Annotated in this window: 14 protein-coding genes; 11 read left to right on the plus strand and 3 right to left on the minus strand. The window is 66.2% G+C overall.

The annotated features are described in order from the left end of the window. Nucleotides 1-56 precede the first annotated feature (56 nt). Nucleotides 57-944 (plus strand): MBL fold metallo-hydrolase, encoded by an 888-nt coding sequence (locus AC5P66_RS03460; RefSeq protein ID WP_019661213.1) that lies wholly within the window; start codon nt 57-59, stop codon nt 942-944. Nucleotides 945-985: 41 nt separating this feature from the next. Here AC5P66_RS03460 and AC5P66_RS03465 read toward each other — a convergent pair whose 3' ends face one another. Both AC5P66_RS03465 and upp read right to left on the minus strand, forming a co-directional pair. Further along, nucleotides 986-1279 (minus strand): PsiF family protein, encoded by a 294-nt coding sequence (locus AC5P66_RS03465; protein WP_049413317.1) that lies wholly within the window; start codon nt 1277-1279, stop codon nt 986-988. A 230-nt stretch (nt 1280-1509) separates the two neighbouring features. Beyond that, nucleotides 1510-2142, minus strand: a complete 633-nt coding sequence (gene upp / locus AC5P66_RS03470; protein ID WP_005416149.1) for a uracil phosphoribosyltransferase — start codon at nt 2140-2142, stop codon at nt 1510-1512. A 217-nt stretch (nt 2143-2359) separates the two neighbouring features. On the opposite strand from upp, the gene AC5P66_RS03475 reads away from it, so the two are divergent. From AC5P66_RS03475 to AC5P66_RS03500, 6 genes are all read left to right on the plus strand, one after another. Then, the gene (locus AC5P66_RS03475) at nt 2360-4873 is read left to right on the plus strand and encodes a TonB-dependent receptor (protein WP_428993137.1); all 2514 of its coding nucleotides are present in this window, start codon (nt 2360-2362) and stop codon (nt 4871-4873) included. Then, complete coding sequence (locus AC5P66_RS03480; protein WP_099495495.1) at nt 4870-5988, plus strand: NHL repeat-containing protein; 1119 nt, start codon at nt 4870-4872, stop codon at nt 5986-5988. The genes AC5P66_RS03475 and AC5P66_RS03480 overlap by 4 nt, the downstream gene beginning before the upstream one ends. Before the next feature lie 14 nt (nt 5989-6002). Next, the gene (locus tag AC5P66_RS03485; protein ID WP_239666654.1) at nt 6003-7352 is read left to right on the plus strand and encodes a purple acid phosphatase family protein; all 1350 of its coding nucleotides are present in this window, start codon (nt 6003-6005) and stop codon (nt 7350-7352) included. A 10-nt stretch (nt 7353-7362) separates the two neighbouring features. Next, nucleotides 7363-7977, plus strand: coding sequence for an inorganic diphosphatase (locus AC5P66_RS03490; protein ID WP_049414421.1), 615 nt, complete (start codon nt 7363-7365; stop codon nt 7975-7977). A gap of 89 nt (nt 7978-8066) precedes the next feature. Continuing rightward, the gene (locus AC5P66_RS03495) at nt 8067-9482 is read left to right on the plus strand and encodes a cryptochrome/photolyase family protein (protein ID WP_099591106.1); all 1416 of its coding nucleotides are present in this window, start codon (nt 8067-8069) and stop codon (nt 9480-9482) included. 139 nt (nt 9483-9621) lie between these two features. Continuing rightward, complete coding sequence (locus AC5P66_RS03500; protein WP_005416156.1) at nt 9622-10317, plus strand: YiaD family glycine zipper/OmpA-like lipoprotein; 696 nt, start codon at nt 9622-9624, stop codon at nt 10315-10317. A 202-nt stretch (nt 10318-10519) separates the two neighbouring features. Here AC5P66_RS03500 and AC5P66_RS03505 read toward each other — a convergent pair whose 3' ends face one another. Then, on the minus strand, nt 10520-11551 hold the full coding sequence (locus AC5P66_RS03505) for a LysR family transcriptional regulator (RefSeq protein ID WP_005416157.1): 1032 nt from the start codon (nt 11549-11551) through the stop codon (nt 10520-10522). Nucleotides 11552-11698: 147 nt separating this feature from the next. On the opposite strand from AC5P66_RS03505, the gene AC5P66_RS03510 reads away from it, so the two are divergent. The 4 genes from AC5P66_RS03510 to AC5P66_RS03525 all read left to right on the plus strand — a co-directional run bounded on the left by AC5P66_RS03510 (nt 11699) and on the right by AC5P66_RS03525 (nt 17306). After that, a complete protein-coding gene (locus AC5P66_RS03510; RefSeq protein ID WP_049414419.1) occupies nt 11699-11926 on the plus strand; it encodes a hypothetical protein in 228 nt (75 codons plus the stop codon). Then, nucleotides 11923-12693 (plus strand): SDR family NAD(P)-dependent oxidoreductase, encoded by a 771-nt coding sequence (locus AC5P66_RS03515; protein WP_099494588.1) that lies wholly within the window; start codon nt 11923-11925, stop codon nt 12691-12693. The genes AC5P66_RS03510 and AC5P66_RS03515 overlap by 4 nt, the downstream gene beginning before the upstream one ends. Nucleotides 12694-12784: 91 nt before the next feature. Then, nucleotides 12785-14008, plus strand: coding sequence for an efflux RND transporter periplasmic adaptor subunit (locus tag AC5P66_RS03520; protein ID WP_099494589.1), 1224 nt, complete (start codon nt 12785-12787; stop codon nt 14006-14008). 127 nt (nt 14009-14135) lie between these two features. Next, nucleotides 14136-17306, plus strand: coding sequence for an efflux RND transporter permease subunit (locus tag AC5P66_RS03525; RefSeq protein ID WP_099494590.1), 3171 nt, complete (start codon nt 14136-14138; stop codon nt 17304-17306). Nucleotides 17307-17367: the final 61 nt, after the last annotated feature.

Here is a 17367-nt window from a genome sequence, read left to right on the forward strand (position 1 = left end):
GGTTTCCTGTTTCCTTTCTAGCGATTATTTAACGGTCCGGCGCCGATAATCGACGCATGAAACTCTGGTCTATTCGTGGAAACTCGCAGCGCCTGGACGGCGGCGCGATGTTCGGCAACGCGCCGCGCGCGTTGTGGGAAAAATGGGCGGCTCCGGACGAGCTCAATCGCATCGAGCTGGCCTGCCGTGCGCTGCTTGCCAGTCCGCTGGAAGGCAAGACAGTACTGTTTGAAACCGGTATCGGTGCGTTCTTCGACCCGCGCATGCGCGAGCGCTACGGCGTGCAGGAAAGCCAGCACGTGCTGATCGATTCACTGCGCGAAGCGGGTTTCGAGCACGAGGACATCGACGTGGTGGTGCTCAGCCACCTGCACTTCGATCATGCCGGTGGCCTGCTTGCCGCATGGAGCGAAGGGCGCGAGCCCGAGCTGCTGTTCCCCAACGCAACCTATGTGGTTGGTGCGCAGCATTGGCAGCGCGCCGTGCAGCCACACCCGCGCGATCGGGCCAGTTTCATTCCTGAGCTGCCCGGCCTGCTGCAGGCCAGTGGCCGCTTGGAAGTGGTGGAGGGGGAGTACTCGAAGGCGCTCGGCCGCAGCGTGCGCTTCAGCTACAGCGATGGGCATACGCCGGGGCTGATGCTGGCCGAGATCGTTGGTCATGCGCATGCCGGTGAAGATGCGCACGGTGGCGTGGTGTTCTGTGCCGACCTCATCCCAGGTCGTTCATGGGTGCACGTGCCGATCACCATGGGCTATGACCGCAATGCCGAATTGCTGATCGACGAGAAGCGGCAGTTCCTTGAAGACAAGCTGGCGCGCAACGTGCGGCTGTTCTTCACCCACGACCCGCAGGTGGCGCTGGCGCAGCTGGGCCGTGATGACAAGGGACGTTTCGTGACCCTGCACGAACAGGGCGAACTGAAGGCGCGCGCGCTGGGCTAATGGCAGAGCCGAGCGTGGGCTCGGCTCTACATCACTCGTCGTTACGACGCCTTCAGGCAGCTGCTCATGAAGGTCTTGCGCGCATCGCCTGCCAGCTTCTTCGCGCCGGCGTCAGCGTTGCACTTGCGCATGCGTTCCTGCTGCGTATTGACCGGCTTGGTTTCGGCGGCCTGGCCACTGAGGCAGGAGCTCTGCGCGGTCTTGTAGGCATCCCCCTTCAAGCCCTTGTTCTTGGCCGAGCATTCGGCCATGCGTTGCTGCTGCGGGGTGGTGGCGTTGGCAGCCAGGGGGAGGCCGGCCAGCAGGACGGCGGCCAGCAGGAAAGAGGCCTTCATCGCGAGCTCCAAGGGGGCGGGTGCGCGGAGCATTCGCCTCCGGCCGGCAAGGCCACGTGAAGAATCACGCATTGGCCACGCCACGTGGTCTGGCGTCCGCACGCAGGGGTGATGCGCACCCGCGAACGCTGGATGTAGGTGGATAACCCCCCTGGGGGATGGATCCGGCCCTGTCGTCGTGGCCAGAGTCCTTCTGCGAAGAAAGGGCTCTGGCCCCCGGTTCCGCCGGATCAGCCGACGCGGGTGCCGAAGATGCGGTCACCCGCGTCGCCCAGTCCGGGCAGGATGTAGCCCTTGTCGTTGAGCTGGGCATCGATGGCCGCCGTGTAGATTTCCACGTCCGGATGCACGGCCTTCACTGCTTCGATGCCTTCGGGCGCGGCCACCAGGAAGATGCCCTTGATGCGACGGGCGCCGGCGCGCTTGAGCATGTCAATGGTGGCGATCAGCGTGCCGCCGGTGGCCAGCATCGGGTCGAGGATCAGTGCGTCGCGCTCTTCCAGGCGGCCGGTCAGGCGCTCGAAGTAGGGCACCGGCTGCAGGGTTTCTTCATCGCGCTGCAGGCCGACCACGCTGACACGGGCCGCCGGGATCAGCGACAGCACGCCGCTGAGCATGCCCAGGCCGGCACGCAGGATCGGCACCACGGTGATCTTGGCGCCGGCAATGCGCTGCACCGTCACCGGGCCGGCCCAGCCGGCCAGGGTGTGCGGCTCGGTATCCAGGTCGGCGGTGGCCTCGTAGGCCAGCAGCGTACCCAGCTCGTTGGCCAGTTCGCGGAAATCCTTGGTGCTGAGCGCAGCGTTGCGCATCAGGCCGATCTTGTGCTGCACCAGCGGGTGGCGCACTTCGACGATCTTCATGGTCGGGAAGGGGAATAGGGAGAGAGGCCGCCATTTTGCCGGATTGGCGGGGCGAAGCCCAAACCGGGCCCGCAGCCGCCGTACATGAAATGTGCAGACGCATGTCACGGCCATGCAACCTTGCGGACATACCGTGCAGACCCATTCTTAACAGGAATGGGGATTCCCAGTGCATATCAAGACTCCGTTGGCCGTTGCCATCACCCTGACCCTGGCAATGGGGGCCGCGGCACCGCTGCAGGCCGCCGGGCAGCAGGCGGTAGCCGCCACCGGCGCCGTGGCGGCCGACGCGGTCGACCTTGATCGAATCGAGGTGCGCGCCCAGCTCGAATCGCAGATCCGCGCGGTCGACCTCAAGCGCGGCAGCGACGCCATCGAAGACGCGGTGTCCTCCGATGCCCTGGGCCAGTACCCGGACAAGAACGTGGCCGAATCACTGCAGCGCCTGCCGGGCATCAGCGTGACCCGTGACCAGGGCGAGGGCCGTTTCGTGGTCATCCGTGGCCTGGACGCCAATCTCAACAGCGTCAGCGTGGATGGCATTGCCGTGGGCACGCCGGAGGATTCCAGCCGTGCCGCGCCGCTGGACGTGATTCCCTCCGATTCCACCGAACGCCTGCGCGTGGTGAAGTCGCCGACCCCGGACATGCCCGGCGATGCCATCGGCGGTGCTGTGCTGGTGGAATCGGCCTCGGCCTTCGACCGCGACGGTCGCAGCCTGCGTGGCAAGATCGAGGGCAGTCATCAGCAGCTGTCCGGCGAGACCAGCCCGAAGGCGGCCTTCAACTACAGCGAAGTGTTCAACGACACCTTCGGCGTGGCGCTGGGCGTGAACTACCAGAAGCGCAGGTTCGAGTCGGACAACACCGAAGTGGAGTACGACGGCGAGGACGATGCCGCCGCCGGTGACGTGACCGCGATCAACCTGCAGCACCGCAAGTACGAGATCGAGCGCAAGCGCATCGGCGCCAACCTCAACCTCGACTGGCGGCCGGACGAAGACAGCAGGTACTACCTGCGCACGCTGTACAGCCAGTTCGACGATGCGGAGACCCGCCAGCGCGTGATCTTCAACTTCGACGACGCGACGATGGTCAAGACCGGCACCGACCAGTACCGCCTGGATGGCATGCCGAAGGATTCGATCGACAAGCGCATGCGCTACCGCACCAAGAAGGAAAACACCTTCGCGGCCAGCCTGGGCGGCGAGAACAAGTTGACCAACGCCGTGGTCGATTACCGGATCGGCTACACCCGTACCGAAGAGCGCGTGAACGACGAGATGGAGGCGCGCTTCAAGCTCAACGGCAAGGCGTTCAACGGCAGCCTGGACCAGAGCAGCCGGCTGCCCAGCTACAGCTTCGACAACCCGCAGTGGCTGGACAACAGCAACTACGCGTTCGACCGCTTCGTGCTTTCGCCCAAGCAGGTGAACGACAAGGAGCACAGCGCGCAGGTCAACGTGCGCTTCGACGGCGACAGCAGCAGCATCAAGTTCGGTCTGCTGGGCCGCTGGCGCGACCGCGACGTGAATGTGGATGAGCGCGAACTGCGCGTCGGCCCGAAGGTGGCGCTGTCGGGCTGGACCACTTCCTCGCCCGAACATCGCCACGGCAACTTCGGCGATGGCATGGATTCGGCTGCGATGCGTGCCTTCTGGGCGGCCAATGGCAGCCAGTACAGCGCCCGCCCGCAGGACGTCGGCGGCAATGCGATGACGTCGCTGGAAGAGGATTACGTGGCCAGCGAGGACATCTTCGCCAGCTACGCCATGGGAACCTGGGACGTGGGCGCGCTGCGCATCATCGGCGGCGTGCGCGTGGAGAACACCCGCTTCAAGGCGGTCGGCAACCAGGTGGACGTGGCGGCGAACGGCCGCAGCTTCACTGTTGCCCCGCGCGTGGCCAACAGTAGCTACACCAACGTGCTGCCGGGCCTGCACCTGCGCTATGACGCGGCCGATGACTGGGTGCTGCGCGCCTCGGCCAACAAGACCGTATCGCGCCCGTCCTTCGGCGACGTCTCGCCGCGCGTGGGTTACAGCCGCGGTGACGAGGAAGTGCGCCTGGGCAACCCGGAACTGGATCCGTACGAGTCGAAGAACATCGACCTGTCGGTGGAGAAGTACATCGGCAGCAGCGGCATCGTTTCGCTGGGCCTGTTCCACAAGTCGATCGATGGCTACATCGTCGAAACCGTGCGCACCAATGATCCGGCCTACGGTGGATTCGATGTGACGCAGCCGATCAACGGTCGCAAGGCCACCGTGCGTGGTGCGGAGTTCAACTGGCAGCAGCAGCTGGCCTTCCTGCCGGACGGCCTGGATGGCCTGCTGGTCGGCGCCAGTGGCACCTGGCTGGATACGAAGTTCGATGCCGGCATCGAGGACCGTGCGGGCGAGGACTTCACCCTGCCACGCGCCTCCAGGCACGTCTACAGCGCACACATCGGCTACGAGAAGTACGGCTTGAGCACGCGCCTGGCGGCCGTGTACCGCAGCGAGTACCTGGACAGCATCGGCAAGGGGCGCGCATTCGACATCTACGTGGCACCCAACACCCAGCTCGATTTCTCGCTTGACTACAAGTTCACTCCGCGCGTGAGCGTGTACTTCGAAGCGCAGAACCTGCTGGACAAGCCATTGGAGCTTTACCAGGGCACCCGTTCGCGCACCCTGCAGATGGAAGAGTACGGCCGCACCTATGCGCTGGGCCTGAAGGTGGCGCTGTGAGGGGGCGGGGCGTCACCGTCCTGGCCGCCGCGCTGGCAGCTGCGCTGGTCGCCGGCTGCACGCCGGCCACCGGCACCGATCCGGTTGCGGGAGCGGCCGCGCCGGCCGCCGGGGGCGAGCGCGTGGTCACCACCATCGCCGAGGCCTTCCTGTCACCGATGACCCCGGCCGACAACATCGATTCCCCCGCGGCCTGGCGCGCGCCGGACGGCGCGCTGTGGCTGATCGCCACCGCCAAGGCCACCGACAAGCTGGTGGTCTACGACGGCAGCACCGGACAGCACCTGCGTGACGTCGGCAGCAGCGGCACCGCACCGGGGCAGTTCGACCGCCCAAACGGTATCGCGGTGATCGACGACCTGCTGTGGATCGTGGAGCGCGACAATCACCGCGTGCAGGTACTGCGCCTGCCGGACTTCACGCCGCTGGCGACGTTCGCTGCGGACGACCTGCGCAAGCCTTACGGACTGTGGGTCGACCGTCGTGCCGATGGCTACAGCGTCTACGTCACCGACTCCTGGGACAACGGCGAGGATGCACAGGGGCATGACATCCTGCCGCCGCTGGCCGAGCTGGACAAGCGCGTGCGCCAGTATCACGTGACCCGCGATGGCGAGAAGGTCGACGCGAAGCGGGTGGCCAGCATCGGCGATACCACCGAGGCGGGAGCGCTGCGCGTGGTCGAGTCGATCTGGGGCGATCCCGAGAACGACCGCCTGCTGATCGCCGAAGAGGACGAGAGCTACGCCAGCGAGTTCAAGGTCTACACCCTGGCGGGCCGCTTCACCGGCACCACCTTCGGCCGCGACGTGTTCAAGGCGCAGGCCGAAGGCGTGACCCTGCGCACCTGCGGCAAGGATGGCTGGTGGATCACCACCGAACAGGGCAAGCAGCGCAGCGTGTTCCATCTGTTCGACCGGCACACGCTGAAGCCGGTTGGCGCGTTCCAGGGCAATACCGTGGCCAACACCGACGGCATCTGGATGATGCAGCAAGCCAGCACGCGCTTCCCGCACGGTGCGCTGTATGCCGTGCATGACGACCAGGGCGTGGTGGCGTTCGACTGGGAGAGCATCGCCAAGCAGCTGGCGCTGCCGCTGGAGTGTGGCGCATGAGTCGGCAGTGCGTGATGCGCACGCTGGCCCTGGGTCTGCTGCTGGCGCTGCCGTCGCTGTCGTTCGCGGCGGCCGAACCGAATACCCAGGTGCCGGCGGGCAGCCGCCACTACGCAGCGACGACGGTGCCGGACCGCATCGTCGTCTCGCCGGCGGCCGATTCCAGCCAAGGCTTCGCGGTGGCCTGGCGCACCGACGGCAGCGTGCAGGCGCCGTTGATGGAGATCGCGCTGGCCGCAGATTCGCCGGCCATCGAAGGCATCCGCCAGGTCCGTGCGACGACCCGCGCGCTGCAGACCGAGAACGGCCTGTCGCACCACCATCGTGCAGATATCGATGGCCTGCAGCCGGATACCCAGTACGTCTACCGTGTGCAGGGCAACGGCAGTTGGAGTGCATGGAACCAGCTGCGCACGCTGGCCGCCGCCGACCAGCCGCTGACCCTGCTGTACTTCGGTGATACCCAGAACAAGAACGTCAGCCATGTCAGCCGCGTGGTGCGTGCCGCACAGAAGGCCGCACCGCAGGCACGCATGAGCCTGTTTGCCGGCGACCTGGTCAGCGGCGGCGACAACATGGATGACAGCGAGTGGGGAGAATGGTTTGCCGCCGTCGGCTGGCTGGCGCAGGAAACGCTGGTGGCGCCGGCCATCGGCAACCACGAGTACTTCGAGGAATTCGAGGACACCCCGCAGGAGCGCCGCGTGCTGGGCCGCCACTGGCCGGTCACGTTCGCGTTGCCGGGCAATGGTGCCAGCGCTGCGCAGCAGACCAGCTACTGGTTCGATGCGCAGGGCGTGCGCGTGGCTGTGGTAGACGGCACATCGGCACTCGACCTCGGCACCGCCACGGCACAGGCACAATGGCTGGACAAGGTGCTGACCGGCAATCCCCAGCCGTGGACCATCGTGTTGCTGCACCAGCCGTTCTACTCGCCGCGCGAAGGGCGCGAGAACGCCGCGTTGCGTGACGTGCTGCTGCCGGTGGTACGCCGCCACAACGTCGATCTGGTGCTGCAGGGCCACGACCACACCTATGGCCGCCGTGGCGAAGGGCAGGCCGCAACGCCGCAGTACGTGGTGACTGTAGCGGGACCGAAGCAGTACCGCCTGTCCGATGAAGCGCGCAGGACGATGAACCCAGTGGCCGAAGACACCCAGTTGTTCCAGGTGTTGAACATCGACCCGCAGCGCCTGCGCTATGAAGCGCGCACCGTGACCGGCCGTCTCTACGATGCCTTCGAACTGCGCCGCGATGCCAAGGGGGGAAAGCAGCGCATGGAGCTGACCGAAGGCCGCATCGCACCGCGCGACTGCCCGCGTGCGCAGACCGCCAAGGGTCGCGCCGATCGCTGCTGGGAATGAGGAGAGGCCGATGATCACGCCCCGTCGCATCCTTCCTCTCGCTGCCATCGGCGCCGCACTGCTGTTGCTGACCAGTGTGGTGACCGCTGCCGATACCGTGCTGCATCCATTCCTGGTGGCCCAGCCAAGGGAAGCCCCGCGGGAAGTGAATCTGGCGGTGGAGATTCCGGCCGGCAGCGTCACCAAGTACGAGATCAAGGAAGACGGCCTGGTGCATGTGGACCGCTTCCAGTCCATGCCGGTCGCCTATCCGGCCAATTACGGCTCGATCCCACGCACCCTGGCCGGTGACAATGATCCGCTGGATGCGCTGGTGCTGACCCGCGAGCCCCTGTATCCGGGCGTGATCGTGCGTTTCCGGCCCGTCGGTTACCTGAAGATGATCGACGGCGGCGAGCACGATGAGAAAATCATCGGCGTACCGACCGACAGGGTTGACCCGACCTACGCGGCTGTCCGCGATCTGGAGGATCTGCCGGAGGTCGAGCGTCAGCGCATCGAGGCCTTCTTCCGGGTCTACAAGGAGCTGCCGGCGGGGCGCAATCCGGTGCAGCTCAATGGCTGGGGCAACGCGGCCGAAGCGCGTGCGCTGATCAGCGAGGCGATGCAGCGCTTCGGCAAGTAGATCCATGCCACGCGTGGATGGTCTGGCGCGCGCATCTCCTTCACTGCCCCTGGCTATCATGTCCGCCTTCAACAACGGGGGCGGTGTCTGTGTCGGTAGCATTGGTATGGTTCCGCCGTGATCTGCGGCTGCAGGACAATCCGGCCCTGCAGGCCGCGCTGGACGCGGGCCACGATGTGGTGCCGGTCTACGTCCACGCGCCGCACGAGGAGGGCGGGTGGGTGCCGGGTGCGGCCTCCGATGCGTGGCGCCACCGTTCACTGGGCGCCTTGGATGCCGACCTGCGCACGCGCGGCTCGTCGTTGGTGCTGCGCAGCGGTGACAGCCTGCCGGCCCTCCAATTGCTGGTCGAGCAGACCGGCGCCGAGGCGGTGTACTGGAACCGCAAGTACGAGCCGGCCACCCAGCCTCGCGACGCCACCATCAAGCGCACGCTGCGCGAGCAGGGCGTCGACGCGCAGAGCTGCAATGGCAGCCTGTTGTTCGAGCCCTGGGACATTGCGACCCAGCAGGGACAGCCGTACAAGGTGTTCACGCCGTACTGGCGCAACGTGCTCAGTCATTGGCGCCTGCCGGCACTGCAGGCCGCACCGGAGGCACTGACGACGCACGCGGTCGACAGCCTCGCACTTGATGATCTCCAGCTTGCACCGACGCTGGATTGGGATACCGGCTTCTGGGAGTACTGGCAGCCGGGCGAAGCCGGTGCGCTGGAGGCGCTGTCGGTGTTCGAGGACGGTGCCTTGCGCGGTTACCGCGAGCAGCGAGACCTGCCCGACCGTGTGGGCACCTCGCGGATGTCTCCGCACCTGCATTTCGGTGAGATCGCACCGTGGCGCATCGCGCATGCGCTGGAAACACTGCGCAGTGCCGGCACCGATGCCGACATCGACGGCTATCTGCGGCAGCTGGGCTGGCGTGATTTCGCCTACCACCTGTTGCATCACTTTCCGAAGACGCCCACGGACAACCTCAATCCGCGTTTCGACCGCTTCCCTTGGGCGGCGCCGACTGCAGCGCAACTGCACGACTGGCAGCGCGGCAACACCGGCGTGCCGATCGTTGATGCCGGACTGCGCGAGCTGTGGCACACCGGCTACATGCATAACCGGGTGCGGATGATCGTCGCCAGTTACCTGTGCAAGCACCTTCGCGCGCACTGGCTGCATGGCGCGCGCTGGTTCTGGGACACCCTGGTCGATGCCGATCTGGCGAACAACACGATGGGCTGGCAATGGGTGGCCGGGACCGGCGCCGATGCCGCGCCGTACTTCCGGGTGTTCAACCCGGTCACCCAGGCCGAGAAGTTCGATCCGCAGGCCCGCTACATCAGCCGCTGGGTGCCCGAGCTGGCGGCACTGCCGGTGAAGGCGCGGTTTGCGCCGTGGCAGCATCCTCTGCTCCTGGCCGCACACGCACCTGGCTATCCACGCACGCCGATGGTGGGCCTGGCTGAGGGCCGCGATGCTGCGCTGGCGGCATACCGCCAGTCGGGGGCGGGGTAAAGGGGGACCCGAGCGATCCGGTCAGTTAGCTGAACGCGGCCCTGTCGGCGCACCGGATCATCATCCCGACATCGCATTCGGCTGTTTATCCTCTCTGCGCCCGCAAGCCGCCGGCCGACCGGAAACAAAGGAGAACCTCATGATCCGCAACACCACCCGCAACGTCGCACTGGCCCTGATGAGTGCGGCCGTCCTGTCGGCCTGCGCCACCGGCGGCTCCTATGTGCAGAGTGACCAGTACGGTAACCCGACCGAACAGCAGAACCGGACCGGCCGCAACGCGCTGATCGGTACCGCCATCGGCGTGGCGGCCGGCCTGCTGACCGGCGACAGTGCTACCGAGCGGCGCCAGCACGCGCTGATCGGTGCCGGTATCGGCGCACTCAGCGGTGCCGCCGTCGGCCAGTACCAGGATCGCCAGGAACGCGCACTGCGCGAGCGCACCGCCAACACCGGCATCGATGTGCAGCGCCAGGGCGACAACATCATGCTGAACCTTCCGGACGGCATCACCTTTGACTTCGGCAAGGCGACCCTGAAGCCGCAGTTCTATGGTTCGCTCAACGGCGTGGCCGGTACGCTGCGGGAGTATAACCAGACCATGATCGAAGTGGTTGGCCACACCGACAGCATCGGCAGCGACGCGGTCAACAACCGCCTGTCGAAGGAACGCGCCGACTCGGTCGCGCAGTACCTGATCGGCCAGGGCGTGCAGAGCGTGCGTATCGAAACCCTGGGCGCCGGCAAGGCTTACCCGATTGCCGACAACAGCACCGATGCCGGCCGCGCCAAGAACCGCCGCGTCGAGATTCGGGTGATTCCGCTCAAGCAGTAACGCGTAGCGTTACTGCTTGAGCCGGTCCGGCCATCGGCCGGAACGAAAATGCCGCCCTTGCAGGCGGCATTTTTGTGGGTGCCGAGCGTTGCTCGGCACGCCGACAGCGCATGCAGAGTCGAGCCGCGCTCGACTTCCTCTGTAAGCCATGCCGACCAAGGTCGGCATCTACCAGGAGATGGATAGGCGCTCTTGTTGCAGGTTACGCCGCCGAAGCCGCCACCTTCTCCAGGATCCGCTTGCCACTGCTTTCCAGCGCGGCATCTTCCTGTGCCTTCTGCTGCTGTGCCAGCTTCGCGCCCGGGCACTGCGCCAGCATGTAATTGGCATCGAAGTTGAGCTTCTCGACCAGGAAGTCGACAAACGCACGCACCTTCGGCGAGACCAGGCGGCCGCCGGCGAACACGGCATTGAAGTCCACTTCCGGGCCGGTCCAGCCGGCCAGCACGCGGCGCACCATGCCCGATTCGACGAACGGCTTGGCCATCACATCACCGGTCAGCAGCAGGCCTTCGCCACAGACCAATGCACCATTCAACGCAGACATGTCGTTGGCGGTCATCAGCGGGGTGACCGGGAAGTCGCGCAGTTCGCCGCCGTTCTCGCCCAGCTGCCAGGTGAAGCGCGGCGAGTTGCCGGTATGGTACGGCTTGCGCATCGCCAGGATGCGATGGAACTGCAGCTCTTCCGGATGCAGCGGTTCGCCATAGCGCTCAATGTAGGCCGGACTGGCGAACACCTGCGTGCGCAGGCTGCCCAGCTTGCGCGCGACCAGGTTGGAATCGGGCAGGGCACCCACGCGCAGCGCCAGGTCCGCTTCACCGGCAATCAGGTCCAGCTTCTCGTTGCCCATGTGCATGTCCAGGCGGATCTCTGGATACTGCGCATGGAACTGGCCCAGCAGCGGGGCGATCCAGGTGATGCCGATCGAGTAGGGCACGGTGAAGCGCAGCCAGCCGCGCGGGCCGGACTGCAGCTGGCTCACCGCGCTTTCGGCCTCTTCAAGCTCGCGTGCGATGCGCTGGCAGTGTTCGTGGTAGATCGAACCGGCTTCGGTCAGGCCGAGGCGGCGCGTGGTCCGGTGCAGCAGGCGCGCACCCAGGCGCGTTTCCAGCTCCTGCACTTTGCGGCTGACCGTGGTCTTGGGCAGGCCGAGCGATTTGGCAGCGGCAATGAAGCTGCCTTGCTCGACCACTTTGACGAAGATCAGCGTCTCGTTGAGATCGTGGGACATGGTCGGGGATCCTGGACGTCGGGGATGGGACAATCGTGACAGAACGATTGGACCGGGAGCGGGATGATTATTCCCCTTAATCAGGACTAATCAAGTAAAGGTTTGAGGTCTATCGTGGCGCCATTCGTTAATTGGAGCCCGTCCGCCATGAGCCTGCGCAACATTCTTGCCCGACTCCGGAACGCCGGCCAGAACACCCTGGACCTGGCGATGACCGTCGAAGCCCGTCCGAGTTCCTTGGTACACAAGGACTTTCGTGAGTTTACCGCGCCCATGCGTCAGCAGCGTGGCGGTGCCATCCGCCTGGTCCCGCACAAGGGCGATCGCCTGCGTCGGATCGGGACTATCCCGGATTTGGGAGGAAATGTCCCGTGAATGGGATACTGACGCCCGAAGTCCTGGTCCTTGGCGGTACCGGTGCCGTCGGCCAGGGCGTGGTCGGCGCTTTGCTGGAAGCCGGCAGCCCGGTGCTGGTGGTTGGCCGCGATCCGGGCCGGCTGGCCGCGCTGCGTGAGCAGTTCGCGGATGAGCCCGGACTGGAGACGCTGCTGGGTTCGCTCAGCGATGACGACTCGGCACGCGCGCTGGCCGAACGCATCGCGCAGCGCCCGCGCCCGCTGGCGGCAGTGATCGCTGCGATGGGTGGCCCCTACCGTCGCGGCCGGGTGACCGACCGCAACGGCGATGAACTGCTGGGCGCGATGCAGGCCGATCTGATGCCGCACGTGCACGCCGTGCGCCACCTGTTGCCGCTGCTGCAGGACAACGTGCACGCGCGTCGCTACGTGATGATCGGCAGCCCGGCCAACGCCAAGCCCTGGGCGGGCTACGGCGAGACCTCGATCACCACCGCCGCACTGCGCATGTATGCGCAGGTGGTGCACCAGGAAGCGCAGGCGCTGGGCGTGCGCGCGCAGATGCTGGAAGTGTGCAGCCCGGTGTGTACCCCGGCCAACGCGGCCAATGCCTGCATCGAGTGGCCCAGCTCGCTGCTGGTCGGTCGTCGTGTGGTCTCCCTGCTTGATGGGTGCCGCGACAACCGCGCCATCGTCCGCTGCGACAGCAGCGATGCCGAATTGCCGCGTGGCCTGCTGCACCTGGAAGTTCCTCCGCTGTGGCGCGACACCGCAGGCATCGCTTGACCTCAACCATGGTTGAGGTCGCAGTATTCGCCGCCGATTTTTGCAACACGTTCTCATATAGCTGTACCACCCCTCCGTACGGATGCATGCCATGACTTCCCCCAATACCACCCCACATCGTTTCGGCCATCGCATTGCGATGGCCGGCGTGTCGATCCTCGCCGCGGCCGTGCTTGCGGCCTGCAGCGGCGGCCATGCCGAAGAAGGCGGTGCACCGCCGCCGCCGCAGGTCAGCGCCGCGCCGGTGCTGGTCAAGCAGGTCAGCCAATGGGACGAGTTCAGCGGCCGCGTCGAAGCGGTACAGAGCGTTGAGCTGCGTCCGCGCGTGTCCGGCTACATCGACAAGGTCAACTATGTCGAAGGCCAGGAAGTGAAGAAGGGCGAAGTGCTCTTCACCATCGACGCGCGCAGCTACCAGGCCGAGTACGATCGGGCGGCCGCCGAACTGGCCCGCGCCCGTACCCAGGCCACGCTGGCCCGCAGCGAGTCCGAGCGCGCCAAGCGGCTGTCCGAGCAGCAGGCGATCTCCACCGAGACCGCCGAGCAGCGCCGTGCCGCTGCCGACCAGTCCGGCGCCGCCGTGCAGGCCGCGCAGGCAGCATTGGATGCAGCCCGCCTCAATCTTGAGTTCACCAAGGTGCGGGCACCGATCGACGGCCGTGCCGGCCGCGCGATGGTCACCGCCGGCAACCTTGTCACCGCCGGCGACAGCGCCAGCGTGCTGACCACGCTGGTCTCGCTGGACACCGTGTTCGTCTACTTCGATGCCGACGAAAGCACCTTCCTGCGCTACGCCCAGATGGCACGCAAGGGCGAGCGCCCGAGCGAGCGTGACAGCGCGCTGCCGGTGAAGGTCGGCCTGTCCGGTGAAGAAGGCTACCCGCACACGGGCAAGGTCGACTTCCTCGACAACCAGGTGGCCCGCAGCACCGGCACCATCCGCGTCCGTGCGCTGCTGGACAACGCCGACCGCCAGTTCACGCCGGGCCTGTTCGCCCGCGTGCAGCTGCTCGGCAGCGGCCAGTTCCAGGCCATGCTGATCGATGACAAGGCCGTGCTGACCGACCAGGACCGCAAGTACGTCTACGTGGTCGACAAGGATGGCAAGGCCCAGCGCCGCGACATCCAGCTCGGCCGCACCGCCGACGGCCTGCGTATCGTCGAGCACGGCCTGGCCGCCGGTGACAAGGTGATCATCGACGGCGTGCAGAAGGTCTTCATGCCGGGCATGCCGGTGCAGGCCAAGGCGGTGGCGATGCAGCCACAGCCGGCGCCGGCACCGGGCCGCGATGCCACCGCTGCCCTGAAGCACTGATCCGCCGGCTCCTGATCCGCGTCCCCGCTTAGCTGCCGGCGCCAGCGGCAGCCTCCCCTGCCTTCGTCATCCCGGCGAGGGGCAGGGTGGCTGTTGCCCGCCGAACGCCTTTCCCAGGAATTCCTCCATGGACTTTTCCCGTTTCTTCATTGACAGGCCGATCTTCGCGGCGGTGCTGTCGATCGTGATCTTCGCCGCAGGCCTGATCACGATTCCGATCCTGCCGATCAGTGAGTACCCCGAAGTGGTGCCGCCGTCGGTGGTCGTGCGCACGGTCTATCCGGGCGCCAATCCCAAGGTCATTGCCGAGACCGTCGCCACGCCGCTTGAAGAGGCGATCAACGGCGTCGAAGGCATGATGTACCTGAAGTCGGTTGCCGGCTCGGACGGCGTGCTGCAGATGACCGTCACCTTCCGCCCGGGCACGGACCCGGACGCGGCGGCGGTGAAGGTGCAGAACCGTGTGGCCCAGGCCCAGGCACGCCTGCCCGAGGACGTGCGCCGGCAGGGCGTGACCACGCAGAAGCAGTCGCCCACCTTCCTGATGGTGGTGCACCTGACCTCGCCGCAAGGCAAGTACGACACCCTGTACCTGCGCAACTACGCCCGCCTGCACGTCAAGGATGCGCTGGCGCGCATTCCGGGCGTGGGTGACGCGCAGATCTTCGGTGGCGGCGACTACGCCATGCGTGCCTGGCTGGACCCGGACAAGGTCGCCTCGCGCGGCCTGACCGCCAGCGACGTGGTGCGTGCCATGCGCGAGCAGAACGTGCAGGTTTCGGCCGGCCAGCTCGGCGCCGAACCGCTGCCGGACAGCAAGTTCCTGACCCTGATCAATGCCCAGGGCCGGCTGAAGACCGAAAAGGAATTCGGCGACATCGTGCTCAAGAGCGGCACCGATGGCGAGATCGTGCGCCTGTCCGACGTGGCCCGCCTGGAACTGGGTGCGGGCGACTACACCCTGCGCTCGCAGCTGGACGGCAAGAACGCGGTGGGTATCGGCATCTTCCAGTCGCCGGGTGCCAACGCGCTGGAAATCCGTGACCAGGTCATCTCGACGATGGACGAGATGCAGAAGACCATGCCGGCCGACGTGAAGTACGAAGCGGTGTATGACACCACCATCTTCGTGCGCGACTCGATCAAGGCCGTGGTCTCCACGCTGCTGGAAGCGATCGCCCTGGTGGTGCTGGTGGTGATCCTGTTCCTGCAGACCTGGCGTGCCTCGATCATCCCGTTGATCGCGGTGCCGGTGTCGGTGGTGGGTACCTTCGCCGCGCTGTACCTGCTGGGCTTCTCGATCAATACGCTGAGCCTGTTCGGCCTGGTGCTGGCGATCGGCATCGTGGTCGACGACGCGATCGTGGTGGTGGAGAACGTCGAGCGCAACATCGAGGAAGGCCTGTCGCCCACCGCCGCGGCCCACCAGGCCATGCGCGAAGTGTCCGGCCCGATCGTGGCGATCGCGCTGGTGCTGTGCGCCGTGTTCGTGCCCATGGCCTTCCTGTCCGGTGTCACCGGCCAGTTCTACAAGCAGTTCGCCGTCACCATCGCCATCTCCACGGTGATCTCGGCGATCAACTCGCTGACCCTGTCGCCGGCCCTGGCCGCGCGCCTGCTGAAGGCCCATGGCGCTCCGAAGGACGGCCCGAGCCGCCTGATCGACCGCCTGTTCGGCTGGGTATTCCGTCCGTTCAACCGCTTCTTCAAGTCCAGTTCGGAGAAGTACGAGCGTGGTGTGGCCCGCATCCTCGGCCGCCGCGGTGCGGTGTTCGTGGTCTACGCGATCCTGCTGGTCGGTACCGGCGTGATCTTCAAGCTGGTGCCGCCGGGCTTCATTCCGACCCAGGACAAGCTGTACCTGATCGCCGGTGTGAAGCTGCCGGAAGGTTCGTCGATTGCGCGTACCGATGAAATGCTGCGCAAGGTCGCCAAGATCGCCCAGGAAACCGATGGCGTCGCTCACACCATCTCGTTCCCCGGTCTGAACGCGCTGCAGTTCACCAACACGCCGAACACCGGTGTGGCGTTCATCCCGCTCAAGCCGTTCGCCGAGCGCCATGGCCGCACCGCCGCACAGATCAATGCCGAGATCAACCAGAAGATCGCCGGCCTGCAGGAAGGCTTCGCGTTCGCGATGATGCCGCCGCCGATCCTCGGCCTGGGCAATGGCAACGGCTACCAGATGTTCATCGAGGACCGTGGCAACCTCGGCTACGGCGCACTGCAGAATGCCGTGCAGGCCATGCAGGGCACCGTCGCGCAGACCCCAGGCATGGCCTTCCCGATCTCCAGCTACCAGGCCAACGTGCCGCAGCTCGATGCCGAGGTGGACCGCGTCAAGGCCAAGGCACAGGGCGTGCAGCTCACCGAGCTGTTCGACACGTTGCAGACCTACCTGGGTTCGGCCTACGTCAACGACTTCAACCAGTTCGGCCGCACCTGGCAGGTGATCGCCCAGGCAGATGGTCCGTTCCGTGAGACGGTCGAGGACATCGGCAAGCTGCGTACCCGCAACGACCGCGGCGAGATGGTGCCGATCGGTTCGATGGTCACCATCAAGCAGACCTTCGGCCCGGACCCGGTGCTGCGCTTCAATGGCTATCCGGCAGCGGACCTGGCCGGTGAAGCCGACCCGCGCCTGCTGTCCTCGGCCGAGGCGATGACCAAACTGACCGAGATCGCCGGCAAGGTACTGCCGGTCGGCATGACCACCGAATGGACCGACCTGAGCTACCAGCAGGCAACCCAGGGCAAGGCCGCCTTCATCGTGTTCCCGGTGGCGATCATGCTGGCCTTCCTGGTGCTGGCCGCGCTGTACGAGAGCTGGTCGCTGCCGCTGGCGGTGATCCTGATCGTGCCGATGACCCTGCTGTCCGCGCTGTTCGGCGTGTGGCTGACCGGCGGTGACAACAACGTGTTCGTGCAGGTCGGCCTGGTGGTGCTGATGGGCCTGGCGTGCAAGAACGCGATCCTGATCGTCGAATTCGCCAGAGAGCTGGAGATGGGTGGCAAGGGCATCGTTGAAGCCGCGCTGGAAGCCTGCCGCCTGCGCCTGCGCCCGATCGTGATGACCTCCATCGCGTTCATCGCCGGCACGGTGCCGCTGGTGCTGTCGCACGGTGCAGGCGCCGAAGTGCGCTCGGTGACCGGCATCACGGTGTTTGCCGGCATGCTGGGCGTGACCCTGTTCGGCCTGTTCCTCACCCCGGTGTTCTACGTGGCGCTGCGCAAGCTGGTTACCCGCAACGGTGGCGGCCAGCTGGTGCAGCACGGCGAACCGACCATCCACCACTGATACGGAACTCCGCCGCCGGTCGTTGGCCGGCGGCCACTCTTCCCACAGACAAGGCATGCAT

The sequence above is a fragment of the Stenotrophomonas sp. YJH_SMC_122 genome, assembly GCF_059369535.1.

Bases quoted from the DNA above. Each gene is read 5' to 3' on its own strand.
- AC5P66_RS03490 (WP_049414421.1), top strand. From the start codon at position 7,363: ATGATCACGCCCCGTCGCATCCTTCCTCTCGCTGCCATCGGCGCCGCA.
- AC5P66_RS03505 (WP_005416157.1), bottom strand. From the start codon at position 11,551: ATGTCCCACGATCTCAACGAGACGCTGATCTTCGTCAAAGTGGTCGAG.
- AC5P66_RS03525 (WP_099494590.1), top strand. From the start codon at position 14,136: ATGGACTTTTCCCGTTTCTTCATTGACAGGCCGATCTTCGCGGCGGTG.
- AC5P66_RS03460 (WP_019661213.1), top strand. From the start codon at position 57: ATGAAACTCTGGTCTATTCGTGGAAACTCGCAGCGCCTGGACGGCGGC.
- AC5P66_RS03500 (WP_005416156.1), top strand. From the start codon at position 9,622: ATGATCCGCAACACCACCCGCAACGTCGCACTGGCCCTGATGAGTGCG.
- upp (WP_005416149.1), bottom strand. From the start codon at position 2,142: ATGAAGATCGTCGAAGTGCGCCACCCGCTGGTGCAGCACAAGATCGGC.
- AC5P66_RS03510 (WP_049414419.1), top strand. From the start codon at position 11,699: ATGAGCCTGCGCAACATTCTTGCCCGACTCCGGAACGCCGGCCAGAAC.
- AC5P66_RS03520 (WP_099494589.1), top strand. From the start codon at position 12,785: ATGACTTCCCCCAATACCACCCCACATCGTTTCGGCCATCGCATTGCG.
- AC5P66_RS03485 (WP_239666654.1), top strand. From the start codon at position 6,003: ATGCGCACGCTGGCCCTGGGTCTGCTGCTGGCGCTGCCGTCGCTGTCG.
- AC5P66_RS03465 (WP_049413317.1), bottom strand. From the start codon at position 1,279: ATGAAGGCCTCTTTCCTGCTGGCCGCCGTCCTGCTGGCCGGCCTCCCC.
- AC5P66_RS03475 (WP_428993137.1), top strand. From the start codon at position 2,360: ATGGGGGCCGCGGCACCGCTGCAGGCCGCCGGGCAGCAGGCGGTAGCC.